The organism is Sunxiuqinia indica (genome assembly GCF_009847015.1).
Taxonomy (GTDB): domain Bacteria; phylum Bacteroidota; class Bacteroidia; order Bacteroidales; family Prolixibacteraceae; genus Sunxiuqinia; species Sunxiuqinia indica.
Map to the genome: position 1 here is coordinate 291,039 of NZ_WVEM01000005.1, position 16,803 is coordinate 307,841.

A 16,803-nucleotide genomic window follows, 5' to 3' on the forward strand; every position below is an offset into this window, starting at 1 on the left:
TATGATGTACAATCCGAGCGAAATCTTTGGGGATTGAATTTCGTTCAAAATTGCTAAAAATTCTGCATAGATAAAATGGACTTTTATTTTTGATCAAATAAAACAAGTCATTTTTTTAGTTGTTGTAGAAACAATTCTTGCACTAAAATCAAGATTGCATGAAAACAAAAAAGGAAATTGTAGACAATTGGCTACCGCGATATACCGGGCGGGATTTGAAAGATTTTGCCGGATACATCTTGCTGACCAATTTTCAACTCTATGTTGAACTTTTTGCTGAAAAATTTAATGTGCCCATTTTGGGGATTAATCAAAATATGCCCAATGCATCAAACGGTGATATCACCATTATCAATTTCGGAATGGGAAGCCCCAATGCCGCCACGATAATGGATTTGCTAAGTGCTATCAAACCCAAAGGAGTTCTGTTCCTTGGGAAATGTGGAGGTCTGAAACGAAAAAACAAACTGGGCGATTTAATTTTGCCTATTGCCGCAATTCGAAGCGATGGAACTTCGGACGATTATTTACCGCCTGAAATACCGGCACTTCCGGCTTTTAGCATGCAACGAGCTGTTTCTACAGCCATTCGCGAAAACCGAATTAATTACTGGACCGGCGTTGTTTACACAACCAACAAACGGGTTTGGGAGTACGATGCCCGGTTTAAAAAATACCTGTACAAAACCAGAGCAATGGCTATTGATATGGAAACTGCTACTATCTTTACAGTCGGTTTTGCCAATCAAATCCCAACCGGAGCCTTATTGCTGGTGTCTGATCAACCCATGATTTCCACCGGGATTAAGACTGTAGCCAGCGATAAGAAAGTTACTTCTGACTATGTGCAAAACCATGTAAAGGTAGGAATTGAAGCTCTTATGGAGATCAAAAACAATGGCCGATCAGTAAAACACTTACGATTTTAAACTGTCAGTTGGAACATGAATTACGAAGATATTTTAACCAATCTCAAAAAGAAAATTTATCATCCTGTCTATTTTTTAATGGGTGAAGAAAGTTATTTTATTGACCAAATAACAGACTACATCAGCAAAAACGTGCTCACTGAGGCTGAAAAAGGTTTCAACCAGCATACTTTATATGGAAAAGATACAGATGTAGACACTATCATCACCCACGCCAGACGTTTTCCAATGATGGCCAATCACCAGGTTGTTATTGTAAAAGAAGCCCAGAATATTAAAAAGATTGAAGATCTGGACTCATACATCAAAGCTCCGTTAAAATCTACGATTCTGGTTATCAATTATAAATACAAAACTATTGATAAACGGAAAAGCTTTGCGAAGCAATTGGGGAAAACATCGGTTCTTTTCGAATCAAAAAAAATATACGACAATCAGTTACCGAGCTGGATAAATAGTTACTTATCAGCTCATGAATACTCCATTGCCCCACAGGCTTCTGCAATGCTTGCTGAATACCTGGGCACCAATCTAAGCAAAGTCTCCAACGAACTCGACAAGCTAATTATTAGCCTTCCGAAGGGAACTAAAATAACACCCGACCATATTGAAAAGAATATTGGCATCAGTAAAGATTACAATATTTTTGAGTTGCAAAATGCGCTGGGTGAAAAAAATATTTTAAAAACCAATCAAATCATTAACTACTTTGCCGCAAATCCGGCAACCAGTCCTATTCCACGAACGATTTCAAGCTTGTATTACTATTTCATGAAGATACTGACTTACCATTTTTTAACCGATAAGTCACCCAACGCCATTGCATCTGCTTTGCAGGTAAACCCTTACTTTGTGCGTTCCTATACGGCAGCAGCCAAGGTTTACAACCCTAAAAAGTTAGTCGCCATTATGGAAATCCTTCGTGAATATGATATGAAATCAAAAGGATTCGGCAACGTTTCGACTTCGGCTGGAGATCTTCAAAAAGAAATGATTTATAAAATACTACATTAGCAATTCGCCTATGACATTATTACTAGTTGCAATTACTGCCATTGTTTCCATTTTAGCTTTCAACCGTCCTGACATGATGGACAAGCTCCAATTTAATGCCAGCAAAGTCGTGCACAAAAATGAGTATTATCGCTTGGTTTCGCATGGTTTTGTGCATGCTAACTGGGAGCACCTCATTGTAAATATGATCGTCCTGTTTTCGTTTGGTCGCGCGGTTGAAAACTATTTTACATACGGTTTTGAAAAAATGGCCAGTGTTTATTTCCTCATTTTATATTTCGGGGGAATGATCATCTCAAATGCATATGCGTTGTACAAACACCGAAACAATTACTATTACAATGCGGTTGGTGCATCAGGTGCGGTATCCGCTGTTTTGTTTGCAGCCATATTCTTTGAACCATGGAATAAAGTTTATTTTTTCGGAATTGTGCCTGTTCCTGGAATTGTATTTGCCGGCCTCTACCTTGCCTATTCTTATTATATGGGTAGAAAAGAGAGTGATAATGTTGCCCACGATGCTCACTTTTTAGGAGCTGTTTTTGGCTTTGTTTTTCCAATCTTACTAAACGGCCGATTGTTGGAACGCTTTATGGACAAGCTTTTTATGTTGATTTGATTTATGAAAGCTATTTTCTTTGATCGTGACGGAGTGTTGATCGACAACTCAAAACACTATTATATTTACCGTGTAAAGGATATTGAATTTGTTGATGGTGTTTTTGAGAATTTAAAACTGCTCAAATCTCAGGGCTTTGTATTTTTCATTGTCACCAATCAGGGAGGAATAGCTAAAAAACAATACGGACACAAAGAAGTTAAACAAGTACATCAGTATTTAAAGGATGAATTTGAGAAGTATGATATTTCCTTCAAGGACATTTATTATTGTCCGCATCATCATACGATTGAAGCTTGCATTTGCCGAAAACCATCATCTCTGATGATTGAAAAGTTAATGGCGAAATACGAAATAAAACCCGAAAATGCCCTATTTATTGGAGATCAGGCGACTGACATGCACGCTGCTCAATCGGCCGGCATTAAAGGAATTAAAATTACACCAAACCTAAATATGAATTCTTTCATACAGGAATTACTCACCCCATGAGAACTAATTTCTTGCTGAATAATGGTCAATTTGAACAAGCCAACGAAAAGGTATTTCCGTTCGACTTTTTGGAGAATGTTTTATTTTGCGAGCAGATTCGTTCGGTGAGAAACCTGCTGCCATTTTGGAGCGAACACCTTCAATTAATTGAACTAAAACTCCGCTTACTAGGTGCAAATCCGGCTCCCTTTCTTCAAAATAACGGCAAGGAGCTAAAAAGACAAATCGAACGAACCCTTACAAAAAATAAATTTTTCAAAAGCAGTCACATCAAGCTTTATCTTACACGTGAAAACGAGACGATCGGCTATGTTATTCAAGCAAATCCCATTGAATCAACAAGTTTTGCGCTCAACACCGTTGGTCTTAGTGTAAATATCTTCGAAAAAGCTCCTAAAGACTTTTCACTCTTATCGTCGCTCGATTTTGGATCTATGCCTATCTGGAAGATTGTAGAAGCTGAAAAACTAAAAGCCAGCTACGATGAGCTATTGCTGATTAACAGCAAGCAAGCGATACTGGAGACTCCTGGAAAAAACATCTACGTTGTCAGAGAAAATCAGGTTTTAACTCCATCCCCGACATGCGGAGCTTATATTGATCCGGTTCAATCGGCAATAGCTAAAACACTGAAAATTTCAGGAATGGAATTGACGGCTACAGAAGATTTAAGAGAAGAATATCTATTAAAAGCAGATGAAGTTTTTGTCGCAAATTCGTTGAACGGAATACAGTGGATCAAAGCGTTCAAACAAAAACGATACTTCAATAAAAAGGTAAAAGTTATTCAACAGGAATTCAACCGGCTAGTGCTAGTTTAAAGAAGGATTTTCGGGGAAATGCTCCCATAGCGAGTATTTACCTCCAATATCGCGAACAGCATGCACCCACATGCTTTTGGTTTGTCGATCCATCATAACAAAGTCATCGTTAATTTCGGAAACTAACCAGGAATTTTCATTGATCTCATCTTCCAGTTGACCATCATCCCAGCCGGAATACCCTAAAAAGAAACGTATTTGATTTGGAAGAATCAGTCCCTCGCCGATCAACTTCTTCACCTCATCAAAATCGCCACCCCAGTATAGGTTATCTTTTACGTGCACACTACCGGGAATTAGCGAACCTAATGAATGCAGGAAATACAAAGTGTCGGTACTTACCGGGCCGCCAATGCATACATTGGCCTCAAAATCAGGAAAATCTCCCAGAATTTCGTTTACAGGATACTCTATTTTTTTATTCAGAATAAAACCAACAGCACCCTTTTCACTATGAGCAACCAATAGAACAATCGAACGATTAAAATAACTACCGGGCAGAAAGGGCTCAGCAATCAACATGCGACCTTTGGAAGGTGCGACATGATTCGTTTCTATTTTAAACAAATTGATATTCAAGTTCATAATTGATTAAATTCTTAGTCAATTTATGAAAAAAACAGGCATAAATCAAATACCTTATTAAAATTTATTCTAAATAAGTGCTTTGCACGATGATTTCGCAACGCTGATTATCAAGAAAAAAGAGGTCCGGTAAAAAAAACGAAATGAATTAATCCTCCTCAACCACTACATAGACATCTTCGTTTTCCTTCTTCATCAGAAATTCTTCCCGTGCGAATTTTTCAAGATTTGTTTGGTTGGTTTGAAGCTCATGAATCTTGCGTTTATCGGAAACTATTTTATTTCTCAAGTAAGCCTCCTGCTCGGTGTACCGGGCTAGCTTTCGTTTATTTTGAAAATGTTGCAACAAACTATGCTCATCAAAAAAACCAACCCACAAAACAAATACGGCCAATACAATACCATACTTTGTTCGAAGTTTAGACCAGACGATTGCAATCATTTTATTCATGAGCTTGTAAGTTTACAATAACAAAAGTAAGGTATATTCAGTCAAAAAAAAAGGAGATGAAAAAATTCATCCCCTCTTCTGAGAAATATTGATTTGTTGTTATTTATTATCTGGCAAAAAGCTCGGATACATATAGTCATGAGGCGGCACAAAATTTTCTTTAATGGTGCGAATAGACACCCATCTCAAGAAATTAAAGACAGAACCAGCTTTATCATCGGTGCCGGAACCTCTTGCGCCTCCAAATGGCTGCTGCCCCACAACTGCGCCGGTTGGTTTATCGTTAATATAAAAGTTACCGGCAGCATTTTCCAACCGCTTGGTTATTTTTTCAATATTGTAACGGTCTTGCGACATCACAGCTCCCGTTAGTGCATAAATTGAAGTATTATCCAAAATGGTAAGCGTTTCGTCCATTTTTTCATCTTCGTAAACATAGACCGTCAACACAGGGCCAAACAATTCATCGACCATGGTTGCGTAATCCGGCTTTTTAGCTAAAATTACTGTTGGTTCAATAAAATACCCCACCGACTTATCATGATTTCCTCCAAAAATAACGTCAGCATCTTCGTCCTCTTTAGCTCGATCGATGTATGCCGAAAGCTTATCAAATGAGCTTTCATCGATCACTGCATTTACAAAGTTGGTAAAATCTTCGGGAGACCCCATTTTTATCGTTGACAAAGCCTTTCCTACACGTTCTTTAACATCGTCCCAAATACTTGCAGGCACATAACAGCGTGAAGCCGCCGAACACTTTTGCCCCTGATATTCGAAAGCACCGCGCACCATCGCAATGGCCAATGCCTGACGATCAACCGTATTATCAGCAAAAATAAAATCCTTGCCACCAGTCTCGCCAACAATACGAGGATATGATTTATACTTATAAATATTTTCTCCAATTGTTTTCCAAATACTTTGGAATACGCCTGTTGATCCTGTAAAGTGGATACCTGCAAAATCAGGATGAGCAAAAACGGTTTCGGCAGCAACAGGTCCTGAAGTGTAAACAATATTAATTACTCCGTCAGGCAATCCAGCTTCCTTGAAAATCTCCATGATTACAGCAGCTGAATAAACAGCTGTTTTTGAAGGCTTCCACACAGCAACGTTCCCCATCATTGCAGGCGCAGCAGGAAGGTTTCCGGCAATTGAGGTAAAATTAAACGGCGTCAATGCAAATACAAAACCTTCCAGCGGACGGAACTCGCTATAGTTCCAGATTCCCGGCGCTGATTCGGGTTGCATTTTATAAATATCAGACATGCACTTTACGCCAAACCTGAAAAAATCAGCCAATTCGCAGGCGGCATCAATTTCAGATTGGTAAGCATTTTTCGACTGACCAAGCATCGTGGCAGCATTAATTTTATCACGGTAAGGTCCGGCCAGCAAATCAGCGGCTTTCAAGAATATTGATGCCCGATGCTGCCAACTCAAGGCAGCCCACTTTTCGCGTGCTTCAAGAGCCGACTCAATAGCCATTTGAACATGCGACGCATCACCTTGATAGTAATACCCCAAGGTATGTTTAAAATCATGTGGCGGCGAAATTCTCATTCGTCTGTTAGTTGTAACTTCCTCTCCTCCAATAATCATGGGTAGCTCAACCTCCACACTTTTCAACTCCTTAAGCTTAGCTTTTAGCGAGACTCTTTCGGGTGATCCGGGTGCGAAACTTTTTACCGGTTCATTCTTTACAACCGGAACGTTAAAAAAACCTTTTGCCATAACCAATTCATTTAGTAGTGATTTCTACATCAGTATTATTGCAAAACTATCGAAAGGACAACAATTAATTACTAATAAAAATCAGTTTTGAAAATTAGAACAAACAATATGTTGGATAAAATTTATTCCCCCTTAAAAATTGCTATATTTAGTCCGATTTTTAACGGCACATTTTTTTCATGCTTAAAGCGATATATCACTTCATTACGAAACCCTATTTATTATCAACAAGTGAAGATAAACGAAAAATTATCGGACTTCACATTGTTTTGTTTCTGGGATTACTATATTCATTAACCGACTTTACTATTTCTATTTCAGGTTATAATCTGAATGAATGTATTCCTGGGGATGTTTCAATAATGGCAATCACGATTGTTGGCCTGTATTGTTTGCGCAATGCACGTCCTCAATGCGCTGTAAATACCGTATTTCTTATACCTTTTGCCGTCTATTTCTTTTTTATCTCGTCGCAGTATTCAATTCTTCCAATAAAGAATGCTCTTCCCTACACCGTGTGGTCGCTCATTCCCGGATTTTTATTCATTCTTCTTTTAAGTAGCAAAACCGGACAAAAATTACTGATTAACTATGCAGTGAGCATTGTTACAGTTTGCTTTCATTTATACAAGGCAGGTCGTTTGGGAGATGCAACAGGTATCTATTGGCCAACCGACGAGCTAATATTAAACCCTCTGCTAATCATTACAATTGCTTTTACGGTAATTTTTCTCATTTCCACCAATTACGAACTTGTACTTAAAGAACTACGAAATCAGGTTGAAACAACCGATTACCAAATTAACAATACGGTAAAAACGTTTCAGCAAGGGGTTTTATTAATGCGCATCATTAAAGATGAAATGAACACTCCTATTGGGTTGAAGGTCATCAAAACGAACCCGGCATTTCAACGGATGTTTAAGATTAATCCTCGGGAAATTCATAATACCGACGCAGATGTTATTTTCCCAAAAGTTTTTCGCAACTCATTCGACTGGAACAACCACTATTTACACAGCAAAACAAAACAACGGACCGAGATTTTTGTAGAGCACCTCGACAAGTGGTTCGATGTTTATGTGCTGAATCCCGGCTCAGATCAGATTGCCAGTATTTTTTATGACACAACCACTCATAACGAAACCATAAAAGAATTGGGGGACAGCCGCAGGCGTTACAAGGTCTTGCTGGAAGCAATTCCAGACATCTTCTTCATTATCGATAAAGATGGCATCTACATGGACTTTGTCATTAAAGAATCGGAGTTGATTCAGATTAATGCTGATGATATTATTGGAAATTCTATTTTCGAGGTTGGTTTTTCTGAAAAGATGTCGCGGAAAATCTTTCAATGTATTCAGGATGCCATTAGCCGGGATACCATTGAGACCATTGAATATGCGTTAGATGTAAAAAAAGGAACCGCGATGTTTGAAATGCGCATTGCCCGTTTAGATGATAACTCAGTCATTTCGATCGCCCGCGATATTACCAAACGAAAAATAGCTGAAATTCGCCTGGAAGAAGCCAAACATAAAGCAGAAGAAGCAGACCAGTTGAAATCAGCCTTTTTAGCCAATATTTCTCATGAAATCAGAACTCCGATGAATGCGATTATTGGATTTTCAAAAATGATTGGTTCTTCGGATTTCGACCTGGAAGAAAAAAATAAATTCATCGACATTATCGTCTCCAATGGTAAATTACTTATGGAAATGATCAATGACATGATCAGCCTTTCGAAGATTGAAAGTAAACAGGTGTATGTAAAAGAAAGCTTTTGTAAAGTTAATGACCTGATGGTTGACCTTTACCGTGAGTATAGTTTTGATTTGACTTCAAAACCGATCCGATTGAAACTAAACAACCAAAATGCCAATCCCAAGTTTGGTGTTGTAACCGACAAACAATTACTAAACGAAATATTAAAAAAACTGCTCGATAATGCCGTGAAGTTCACCAATGAAGGAGAAATTGAGTTTGGCTATCAAATGGATGGTAAAGAGCGACTCCAGTTTTTTGTAAGGGATACCGGCATTGGAATTGATGAGGCCCAAATCATCCGCATCTTCGAACGCTTTCATCAACTAGACAATAAGACAACCCGGAAATACGAAGGGACGGGACTGGGACTGGCGATTGCTCAACATTACGCTAGCTTACTGGGCGGCCCAATTGAAGTTAATTCAGAAATCGACAAAGGCTCCAGATTCTATTTCAGTATACCTTTTAAAAACGGAGAAGGAACCCTTCAGGTCGTTCGTTAGAAATCGGCTTTTAGTTGTTTGTAGCCTACCAACTGATCATACCTGCCGGATATGCCTTTATAATATACGAAAATCTGATACTCATTTTCGGTTTCGTAATGCGAGCCTTCAAGAACCGTCGCATCGGCCTTTTTACTACCTTCTGGAACATAAACATACTGGTAGTTGTAATACCCTTGCTTCAACAATAGTGTCAATTCATAGCTGGCGGTTTCATAATTCCAGGTCATCTCATTACTTTTATTGGCATTCCAACTGGTCAATGCTCCAAATACATTCACCGACCCGCCAACCAATTGTGCTTCTAACGGCAAAGTAAAATGCACAAAAAAGTAATCGCACTCGGTGTCATAATCATCTACCCTATCCTGGCTTTCAACAACGTACTTTCCATTCATTTCTTTATACGGAAAATATTTCTTATTTGCCCGAAGCTCATCTGCCATCAATGTTGCATGATAATATGGTCTGAAAAAATCGATTGACGCGACATTCTCCCCGGTATACTTTCGGGTACGAATATCAAAATACCGATATTCATTTCCCCCGGGAAAAACGTTTTCTTTATCGTAATTATAATCCAACTCATGCTCCTTAATAAAAAGTGGTTTCAAATCCCGAATTGCGGTATCCCACCTTCCATTTTTCATGATCACCACTTTCACCTCTTCTCTTGGATTAAGAATCGGTAAATTTTCGTGATAAATTGTAAAGTCAACTTCCTGGTTATCTCCTTTAAACGGATCGAACGTAGCCCGTTTCACAATTCCCGCAACTCTAACCTTGGGTTCAAGAACCTGAAACCTGCGGGTAAGCACTAATTTCTCTTTATCCTGATCTTCGTATACAACTAATACATAATTACCCGACTTGGTAATGCGCACATCATCATTTGGCACCCGGATCAGGTAATTGACATATGTCATTGTCGTATTAAAACTGGGGGCATAATCGGTCACAGGATTATCAAAAAATCCATCTAAATATTCATTCTGAAGGATGTATGATTCATTCCAATCAGCATCGCAATGCAAGATCGTATAGTAGTAGTTTTTTGTTTCGTTTGATAAATCATCAAACTTAAAAATCAGATTAACATCACTTCCCGATTCATAGATTGGATCACTAAGCTCATATCCCTCCCGAAAAGCCTTTACCGTTCTGATCTCTTCTTTGAAAACTGCATTTTCATAATGGTACTCGCTCTCATTTTGCGCCTGAGAATTTAATGTAAAAATAACGCAGCAATTCACGACTATTATATAAACTAAAACCCGCATTTGTTTGATCTTTTTTTATCTAAGTTCTACATTTTCAAGTCAGAACTTACGATTACTGTTTAAACGCTCTTTGGTTCGAACGTTTAAACGTATATAAATATTTCAATCTTTATAAGTTTGTAAAACAAAGATTGTGAAAAGTTTTTTAAATATGTACTTTTGCCACCCTAAATAATAACTACAACAAGGGATTACAATGTCAAAGCATTTTAAATTGAAACGCGGATTCAATATCCGGTTGAAAGGAACTGCCGAGGTGGTTCTGGAGGATGCTCCCGCACCGAAAACAGTAGCCCTAAAGCCAACTGATTTTCCAGGCTTAACGCCTAAGCTGAAAGTGAAAGCAGAAGCAAAGGTAAAAGCTGGTGATGCCCTCTTTTTCGACAAGTACAATCCAGAAATTATATTTACATCTCCCGTAAGTGGTACAGTAAAGTCTGTCAACCGAGGCGAGCGTAGAAAGGTTTTAGAGATTGTGGTTGAGCCCGACAGCACTAGTGAATATATCAAATTCACAAAGGCTGATCCGTCAACCTTGTCACGTGAACAAATTCGGGAACAAATCCTAAAAAGTGGCATCTGGCCATTTATTAAGCAACGTCCTTATGGTGTCTTAGCAAAGCCCGGCGATGTACCAACCCACATCGCTATTTCAGCTTTCGATTCATCACCACTGGCACCTGATTTCGATTTCTTGTTCTCCAAAGAGCAAGCAGCACTTCAAACCGGAATCGATGCAGTAAGCAAACTAACGGATGGAAAAGTATTTTTGGGATTATCCCCGGAACAATCTTCCGGTGTATTCTCGAAACTGAAAAACGTTGAAACCAATACATTCAGCGGTCCACATCCGGCAGGAAATGTAGGTATCCAAATCAGTAAAGTTTGCCCAATTGGCAAAGACGATCTTATTTGGACACTAAGTCCACAGGCGCTTGTTTATATTGGTCGTTTATTTGCTACAGGGCAGGTTGATTTCAGTAAAACGATTGCTTTGACAGGCTCGGAGGTGAAAACTCCCAAATACATAAAAACCATCCACGGAACTGAATTGACCGACCTTTTAAAAGGAAAAACAAAAGGAGAAGTCAAAGAAAGAATTATCAGTGGAAATGTACTGACCGGGGAAAAAGTTGATTCAGATAACTTCTTGGGTTATTTCGATCAACAAATCACAATTATCCCTGAAGGTGATGAGTATGAATTTATGGGCTGGGCTGCTCCTGGCTTTGATAAATTTTCAGCCAGCAAGGCCTTTTTCTCCAAGCTTCTTCCAAAAAAAGAGTATGCGCTGAGTGCCAACATGCATGGTGGTGAACGCGCATTTGTTCTTTCGGGACAATACGAAAAATTCCTTCCGATGGACCTACTGCCAGTTCATTTGCTAAAAGCCATTTTGGTTAACGATATCGACAAAATGGAACAACTCGGAATTTATGAAGTAATTGAGGAAGATTTGGCTTTATGTGAATATGCCTGTACATCCAAAATCAAAGTACAGAATATTTTACGTGAAGGAATCAACTCAATGATTAAAGAGTTAGGATAAATGATGTTGTTCTCAAAACAAAATAGATAATTCAATGAAAGCGTTAAAGAACTTTTTTGAGAAAACGAAACCATATGTACAGAAAGGAGCCAAATACCATTGGCTACATTCGACACACGATGCTTTCTTTACATTGGCCTTCGTCCAGAAAGATACATCCAAATCAGGAACTCATATCCATGATTATATTGATTTGAAAAGAACCATGGGAATCGTGGTTTTTGCTCTTGTCCCTGCATTACTTATGGGAATGTACAATATCGGGTACCAACACTTTGGTGCTTTAGGCCAATTGGAAACGGCTGCATTTTTCGATCTGTTTCTTTTTGGATTCCTAAAAGTACTGCCTGTTATTCTTGTCTCATACATTGTTGGATTGGGTATTGAATTTATTTTCGCCCAATTCCGAGGTCATGAGGTGAACGAAGGATTTTTGGTTTCCGGTATTTTAATTCCGATGGTAATGCCGATCAATACACCTCTTTGGATGATTGGTGTGGCCACAGCCTTTGCTGTTGTATTTGGAAAAGAAGTATTTGGAGGAACGGGAATGAATATTTGGAACCCGGCACTCGTCGCCCGGGCATTCTTATTCTTTGCTTATCCGGCACAAATGTCTGGTGATTCCGTGTGGATTTCAGCCAGTGGGATTGAAAAAATGGCAGATGGTTTTACCGGTGCAACGCCGATGGCCCAAGCTGTTTTAGGAGAAACAAACCTTAATGTTTGGGATGCCTTTGTAGGTTTGATACCCGGCTCAATTGGCGAAACTTCAACATTAGCCATTCTTATTGGTGCTGCAATTCTTATCATCACCGGTATTGGAAACTGGAAAATTATGCTCTCGACTGTTTTAGGTGGACTGTTTATGGGTATTCTGTTGAATATTTTTGCAGTAAATGCTTATATGGAAATGCCTTTCTGGGAACACTTAATCATTGGAGGATTTGCATTTGGTGCTGTATTTATGGCAACTGATCCGGTATCAGGAGCACAAACAGATAAAGGGAAATGGATCTACGGATTTTTAATTGGTGTGTTAGCCATTTTAATTCGCGTAGTAAACCCTGCTTATCCGGAAGGAATGATGTTGGCCATCTTACTGATGAATACATTTGCTCCACTGATCGACCATTACATCATTCAGGGCAATATCAAACGTCGTTTAAAACGTGTTCAACAGAGCGCTTAATCCCTAAAAGAATAAAGAAATGGATAGGAACAGTAATGTTTACACATTTATATACGCATCGGGAATGGTGATTTTGGTTGCTGCCATACTTTCATTGGCTGCCATCAATTTAAAACCATTTCAGGATAAAAATATTGAGATTGAGAAAAAGCAAAACATTCTCTCCTCTGTCAATATAGCAGCTGATGCGACAAATGCAGAAGAAATCTACGCTGAAAAAATTGTCAATAGCTATATTGTCAATTCGAAAGGTGAGAAATTGGAAGGTAACGCTTTTACCGTTGACTTGAAAAAAGAACGTGCAAAAGCATCTGACCAACAACAACTACCGGTTTTCGAATGCCAGATTGATGGCGACATCAAATACATTGTTCCACTTCGTGGAGCTGGTCTTTGGGGGCCAATCTGGGGATACCTGGCATTGAACTCCGATATGTCGACTATTTATGGTGCTTCGTTTGACCACCAGGGAGAAACTCCCGGACTTGGAGCCGAAATTTCTACGCAGGTTTTTCAAAGCCAGTTTAAAGGAAAAGAGATTTACGACAATGGCGAGTTAGTCTCAATCACCGTTGCTAAGTCAAATGAAACAGCTCCGGAAATCCATAAAGTCGATGCAATTTCTGGAGGCACAATCACATCAAAAGGATTACAGAACATGATTTCTGATGATTTGAGTCTCTATAATGCTTTTTTCAACCAGAAAAAATAGAAGAAAATGAGCGATAAAGAACCTTTATTTTCAAAGAAAAATTTAAAACTGCTTAGCGATCCGCTTGACAGCAGTAACCCGATTACCGTGCAGGTTCTGGGTATTTGTTCGGCCTTAGCTGTAACCGCCCAATTAAAACCTTCGGTTGTTATGTCTTTATCAGTAATGGCAGTATTGGCATTCGCAAATGTTATTATCTCGCTGTTACGAAATACAATTCCAAACCGGATTCGAATTATTGTTCAGCTGGTGGTAATTGCAGCCTTAGTAATTCTGGTTGACCAGGTACTGAAAGCATTTGTTTACGATGTAAGTAAGCAACTGTCAGTTTTTGTGGGCTTGATTATTACCAACTGTATCATCATGGGACGACTGGAAGCCTTTGCCTTAGGAAACAAACCCTGGCCGTCATTCCTCGATGGGATTGGAAATGCCGCCGGCTACGGTGCAATTTTAGTTATTGTTGGTTTCTTCCGCGAGTTATTTGGAAGTGGCACACTTTGGGGATTTCGTATTATCCCAGAGAGCTGGTACATCGAAAACGGAGGTTTTTACGCCAATAATGGTATGATGATCTTGCCTCCTATGGCCTTAATAACTGTAGGAGCAATTATTTGGGTTCAACGCAGCCGAAACCGAAAACTGATTGAAGACTAACCCGCAAAAGAATTGAAATTATGGAAAACCTGATTAATATATTTATCAAATCCATCTTTATTGAGAACATGGTTTTTGCCTACTTCTTAGGCATGTGTTCTTATCTGGCGGTATCCAAATCAGTAAAAACGGCTACCGGACTTGGACTAGCTGTTATCTTTGTTTTGGGTATAACCGTTCCTGTTGATTACTTATTAGAAAACTATGTATTAAAAGAAGGAGCCTTAACTTGGTTAAGCCCAACTTTTGGTAATGTTGACCTGAGTTTCTTAAGCTTTATCATGTTTATCGCAGTTATTGCATCCATGGTACAGTTGGTTGAAATGGTTGTTGAAAAATTTGCCCCGGTACTTTATACGCAGTTAGGTATTTTCTTACCGCTAATTGCTGTTAACTGTGCTATTCTCGGGGGATCTTTGTTTATGCAGCAAAAAGCCTTTCTAAATATTGGTGAAGCTTCGGTTTATGGTTTAGGTTCCGGCGTCGGTTGGTTCCTTGCTATTGTTGGTATTGCTGCAATTCGTGAAAAAATTGAATACTCTCATGTTCCGGGTCCTTTAAAAGGTCTTGGTATAACCTTTATTGTTACGGGTTTAATGGGATTAGCATTCATGGGATTCATGGGAATAAAACTATAATCAGATAAAAACTAAGAACAATGATATTTTTAGCAGCTCAAGCTACAGTGGTTATTACCAGTATCGCCGTCTTTCTATTGATGGTGATCCTACTGGTTTCAATCTTACTGTTTGTCAAACAAAAGTTAACCCCATCGGGTGTTGTTAAAGTTGATATAAATAAAGGCGATACGGTACTTGAAACCAACCCTGGCGACACCTTGTTAACCACTTTGGGAAATAACAAGATCTTCCTTCCATCAGCATGTGGTGGTGGTGGAACTTGCGCCATGTGTCGTTGCCAGGTAGTCGATGGTGGAGGTTCAATTCTTCCAACCGAAACCGGTTACTTCACCCGTAAAGAGCAAAACGACAATTGGCGTTTAGCTTGCCAGGTAAAAGTAAAAGAAGACATGGAGTTGAAGATTCCTCAGGAAATTATGGGAATCAAAAAATGGGAATGTGAAGTGGTTTCCAACGACAACGTGGCGACCTATATTAAAGAGTTTGTGGTAAAATTACCTGAAGGTGAAAACTTAGATTTCAAATCGGGAGGTTATATTCAAATTGATGTTCCTAAAATTGAAGTTGACTTTAAAGACATTGAAGTTGATGACAAGTTTAAACCTGAGTGGGAACAATTCAATCTATTCGACCTGAAAATGAAAAACCCGGAACCAACATTCCGTGCCTACTCTATGGCTAACCACCCTGCCGAAGGAAATATTGTAATGCTAAACATTCGTATTGCAACTCCTCCTTTCGACCGTGTTAATGGAGGTTTCCAAAAGCTAAACCCTGGTATTTGTTCTTCTTACATCTTCTCACGCAAACCAGGTGATAAGGTAACAATTTCAGGCCCTTATGGAGAGTTCTTTTTAAAGGAAAATGATAACGAAATGATGTTTATTGGTGGAGGTGCAGGTATGGCTCCCATGCGTTCGCACTTGTTTCACCTGTTCCATACCCTGAAAGAATCGGATAAAAAAATTACTTTTTGGTACGGTGCCCGTTCCTGGAGAGAAGTTTTTTACTACGACCAATTCCGAGATATTGAAGAGAAATTCCCGAACTTTTCATTCCACTTGGCTTTATCTGACCCACAGCCGGAAGACAACTGGGATGGACCAAAAGGGTTTATCCACCAAGTAATTCACGATATGTACCTTGGTAAACATGATGAACCGGAAGAAATTGATTACTATTTGTGTGGACCTCCAATGATGAACGATGCCGTTCAGAAAATGCTTTATGACTTAGGAGTTCCTGATGAAAATGTAATGTTTGACGACTTTGGAAGCTAATTCCAGCAATCAAAAAAAATACAGAGAGCTTTCAACTGCAGTTGGAAGCTCTTTTTTTTATCTCTTATCCTGAAAAAAAGCAGTCATTAAGTCTCCGCAATCTTCAGCCATCACTCCACCTACCAACTCAGTTTTTGGATGAAGAGCTTTGGGTGCGAATTTTGAAAAGCCTCTTTTCTCATCAGAAGCCCCAAAAACAAGCTTCCCCAATTGAGCCCATCCGAGTGCTCCAGCGCACATCACACAAGGCTCAAGGGTCACATAAAGTGTACATTCATTCAGGTATTTTCCGCCCAAAAGATTTGCCGCAGCAGTAATTGCCTGCATTTCGGCATGTGCAGTCACATCTGTCAACGTTTCGGTCAAGTTGTGCGCACGAGCAATAACCCGATTTTGAGCAACCACCACCGCACCAACAGGAATTTCACCTTCATCGTAAGCAAGCTGAGCTTCCTGAAAGGCTTTCTTCATAAAGTATGTATCATCAAAAGCCTCCATCTTTAAAATCCATTCAGAATTAATCACAAACCTACAATTTTAATTGCTAAAATCTCCTTATTTTTGCACTCAAACA

General features: G+C 39.1%; 17 protein-coding genes. 12 read left to right on the plus strand and 5 right to left on the minus strand.

Translation table 11 applies throughout. The features are described from left to right. Positions 1 to 158 precede the first annotated feature (158 nt). From GR929_RS09875 to GR929_RS09895, 5 genes are read left to right on the plus strand one after another with little or no spacing between them, the layout of a single operon-like run. Complete coding sequence (locus GR929_RS09875) at positions 159 to 929, plus strand: AMP nucleosidase (protein WP_159519250.1); 771 nt, start codon at positions 159 to 161, stop codon at positions 927 to 929. A gap of 15 nt (positions 930 to 944) precedes the next feature. Further along, positions 945 to 1,943: a DNA polymerase III subunit delta gene (gene holA / locus GR929_RS09880; RefSeq protein WP_159519252.1), complete on the plus strand. Its 999-nt coding sequence runs from the start codon at positions 945 to 947 to the stop codon at positions 1,941 to 1,943. Between the two features lie 10 nt (positions 1,944 to 1,953). After that, complete coding sequence (locus tag GR929_RS09885) at positions 1,954 to 2,562, plus strand: rhomboid family intramembrane serine protease (protein ID WP_159519254.1); 609 nt, start codon at positions 1,954 to 1,956, stop codon at positions 2,560 to 2,562. Between the two features lie 3 nt (positions 2,563 to 2,565). Continuing rightward, positions 2,566 to 3,054 (plus strand): D-glycero-alpha-D-manno-heptose-1,7-bisphosphate 7-phosphatase, encoded by a 489-nt coding sequence (locus GR929_RS09890; protein ID WP_159519256.1) that lies wholly within the window; start codon positions 2,566 to 2,568, stop codon positions 3,052 to 3,054. Next, the gene (locus GR929_RS09895; protein WP_159519258.1) at positions 3,051 to 3,875 is read left to right on the plus strand and encodes an aminotransferase class IV; all 825 of its coding nucleotides are present in this window, start codon (positions 3,051 to 3,053) and stop codon (positions 3,873 to 3,875) included. Before GR929_RS09890 ends, GR929_RS09895 begins: the two co-directional genes overlap by 4 nt. Here the strand turns inward: GR929_RS09895 and GR929_RS09900 are convergent. From GR929_RS09900 to pruA, 3 genes are all read right to left on the minus strand, one after another. After that, the gene (locus GR929_RS09900) at positions 3,867 to 4,460 is read right to left on the minus strand and encodes a YqgE/AlgH family protein (RefSeq protein WP_159519260.1); all 594 of its coding nucleotides are present in this window, start codon (positions 4,458 to 4,460) and stop codon (positions 3,867 to 3,869) included. The two genes, GR929_RS09895 and GR929_RS09900, sit on opposite strands and share 9 nt — an antisense overlap. A gap of 148 nt (positions 4,461 to 4,608) precedes the next feature. After that, positions 4,609 to 4,911 carry an FtsB family cell division protein gene (locus GR929_RS09905; protein ID WP_159519261.1) on the minus strand — a complete coding sequence of 101 codons (303 nt, stop codon included), beginning with the start codon at positions 4,909 to 4,911 and terminating at the stop codon, positions 4,609 to 4,611. A 99-nt stretch (positions 4,912 to 5,010) separates the two neighbouring features. After that, positions 5,011 to 6,648, minus strand: coding sequence for an L-glutamate gamma-semialdehyde dehydrogenase (gene pruA / locus GR929_RS09910; protein ID WP_159519263.1), 1,638 nt, complete (start codon positions 6,646 to 6,648; stop codon positions 5,011 to 5,013). Positions 6,649 to 6,827: 179 nt separating this feature from the next. Between pruA and GR929_RS09915 the strand changes: the two genes are divergently transcribed. Then, positions 6,828 to 8,918, plus strand: coding sequence for a PAS domain-containing sensor histidine kinase (locus tag GR929_RS09915; RefSeq protein ID WP_159519265.1), 2,091 nt, complete (start codon positions 6,828 to 6,830; stop codon positions 8,916 to 8,918). Here GR929_RS09915 and GR929_RS09920 read toward each other — a convergent pair. Then, positions 8,915 to 10,198, minus strand: a complete 1,284-nt coding sequence (locus GR929_RS09920) for a type IX secretion system plug protein (RefSeq protein ID WP_159519267.1) — start codon at positions 10,196 to 10,198, stop codon at positions 8,915 to 8,917. The two genes, GR929_RS09915 and GR929_RS09920, sit on opposite strands and share 4 nt — an antisense overlap. Positions 10,199 to 10,394: 196 nt before the next feature. Here GR929_RS09920 and GR929_RS09925 point away from each other — a divergent pair, with 196 nt between their 5' ends. The 6 genes from GR929_RS09925 to nqrF are packed head-to-tail and all read left to right on the plus strand — an operon-like array spanning position 10,395 to position 16,229. Further along, on the plus strand, positions 10,395 to 11,747 hold the full coding sequence (locus tag GR929_RS09925) for a Na(+)-translocating NADH-quinone reductase subunit A (protein ID WP_159519269.1): 1,353 nt from the start codon (positions 10,395 to 10,397) through the stop codon (positions 11,745 to 11,747). Between the two features lie 34 nt (positions 11,748 to 11,781). After that, complete coding sequence (locus GR929_RS09930; RefSeq protein ID WP_159519271.1) at positions 11,782 to 12,939, plus strand: NADH:ubiquinone reductase (Na(+)-transporting) subunit B; 1,158 nt, start codon at positions 11,782 to 11,784, stop codon at positions 12,937 to 12,939. 19 nt (positions 12,940 to 12,958) lie between these two features. Next, positions 12,959 to 13,651: an NADH:ubiquinone reductase (Na(+)-transporting) subunit C gene (nqrC, locus tag GR929_RS09935; protein ID WP_159519273.1), complete on the plus strand. Its 693-nt coding sequence runs from the start codon at positions 12,959 to 12,961 to the stop codon at positions 13,649 to 13,651. A gap of 6 nt (positions 13,652 to 13,657) precedes the next feature. Continuing rightward, positions 13,658 to 14,308, plus strand: a complete 651-nt coding sequence (locus tag GR929_RS09940; RefSeq protein WP_159519275.1) for an NADH:ubiquinone reductase (Na(+)-transporting) subunit D — start codon at positions 13,658 to 13,660, stop codon at positions 14,306 to 14,308. Between the two features lie 20 nt (positions 14,309 to 14,328). Beyond that, positions 14,329 to 14,946, plus strand: coding sequence for an NADH:ubiquinone reductase (Na(+)-transporting) subunit E (gene nqrE / locus GR929_RS09945; protein ID WP_159519277.1), 618 nt, complete (start codon positions 14,329 to 14,331; stop codon positions 14,944 to 14,946). Between the two features lie 20 nt (positions 14,947 to 14,966). Beyond that, positions 14,967 to 16,229: an NADH:ubiquinone reductase (Na(+)-transporting) subunit F gene (gene nqrF / locus GR929_RS09950; RefSeq protein WP_159519279.1), complete on the plus strand. Its 1,263-nt coding sequence runs from the start codon at positions 14,967 to 14,969 to the stop codon at positions 16,227 to 16,229. A gap of 57 nt (positions 16,230 to 16,286) precedes the next feature. Here the strand turns inward: nqrF and GR929_RS09955 are convergent, their stop codons facing one another. Continuing rightward, positions 16,287 to 16,754 (minus strand): nucleoside deaminase, encoded by a 468-nt coding sequence (locus tag GR929_RS09955; protein ID WP_235934242.1) that lies wholly within the window; start codon positions 16,752 to 16,754, stop codon positions 16,287 to 16,289. Positions 16,755 to 16,803: the final 49 nt, after the last annotated feature.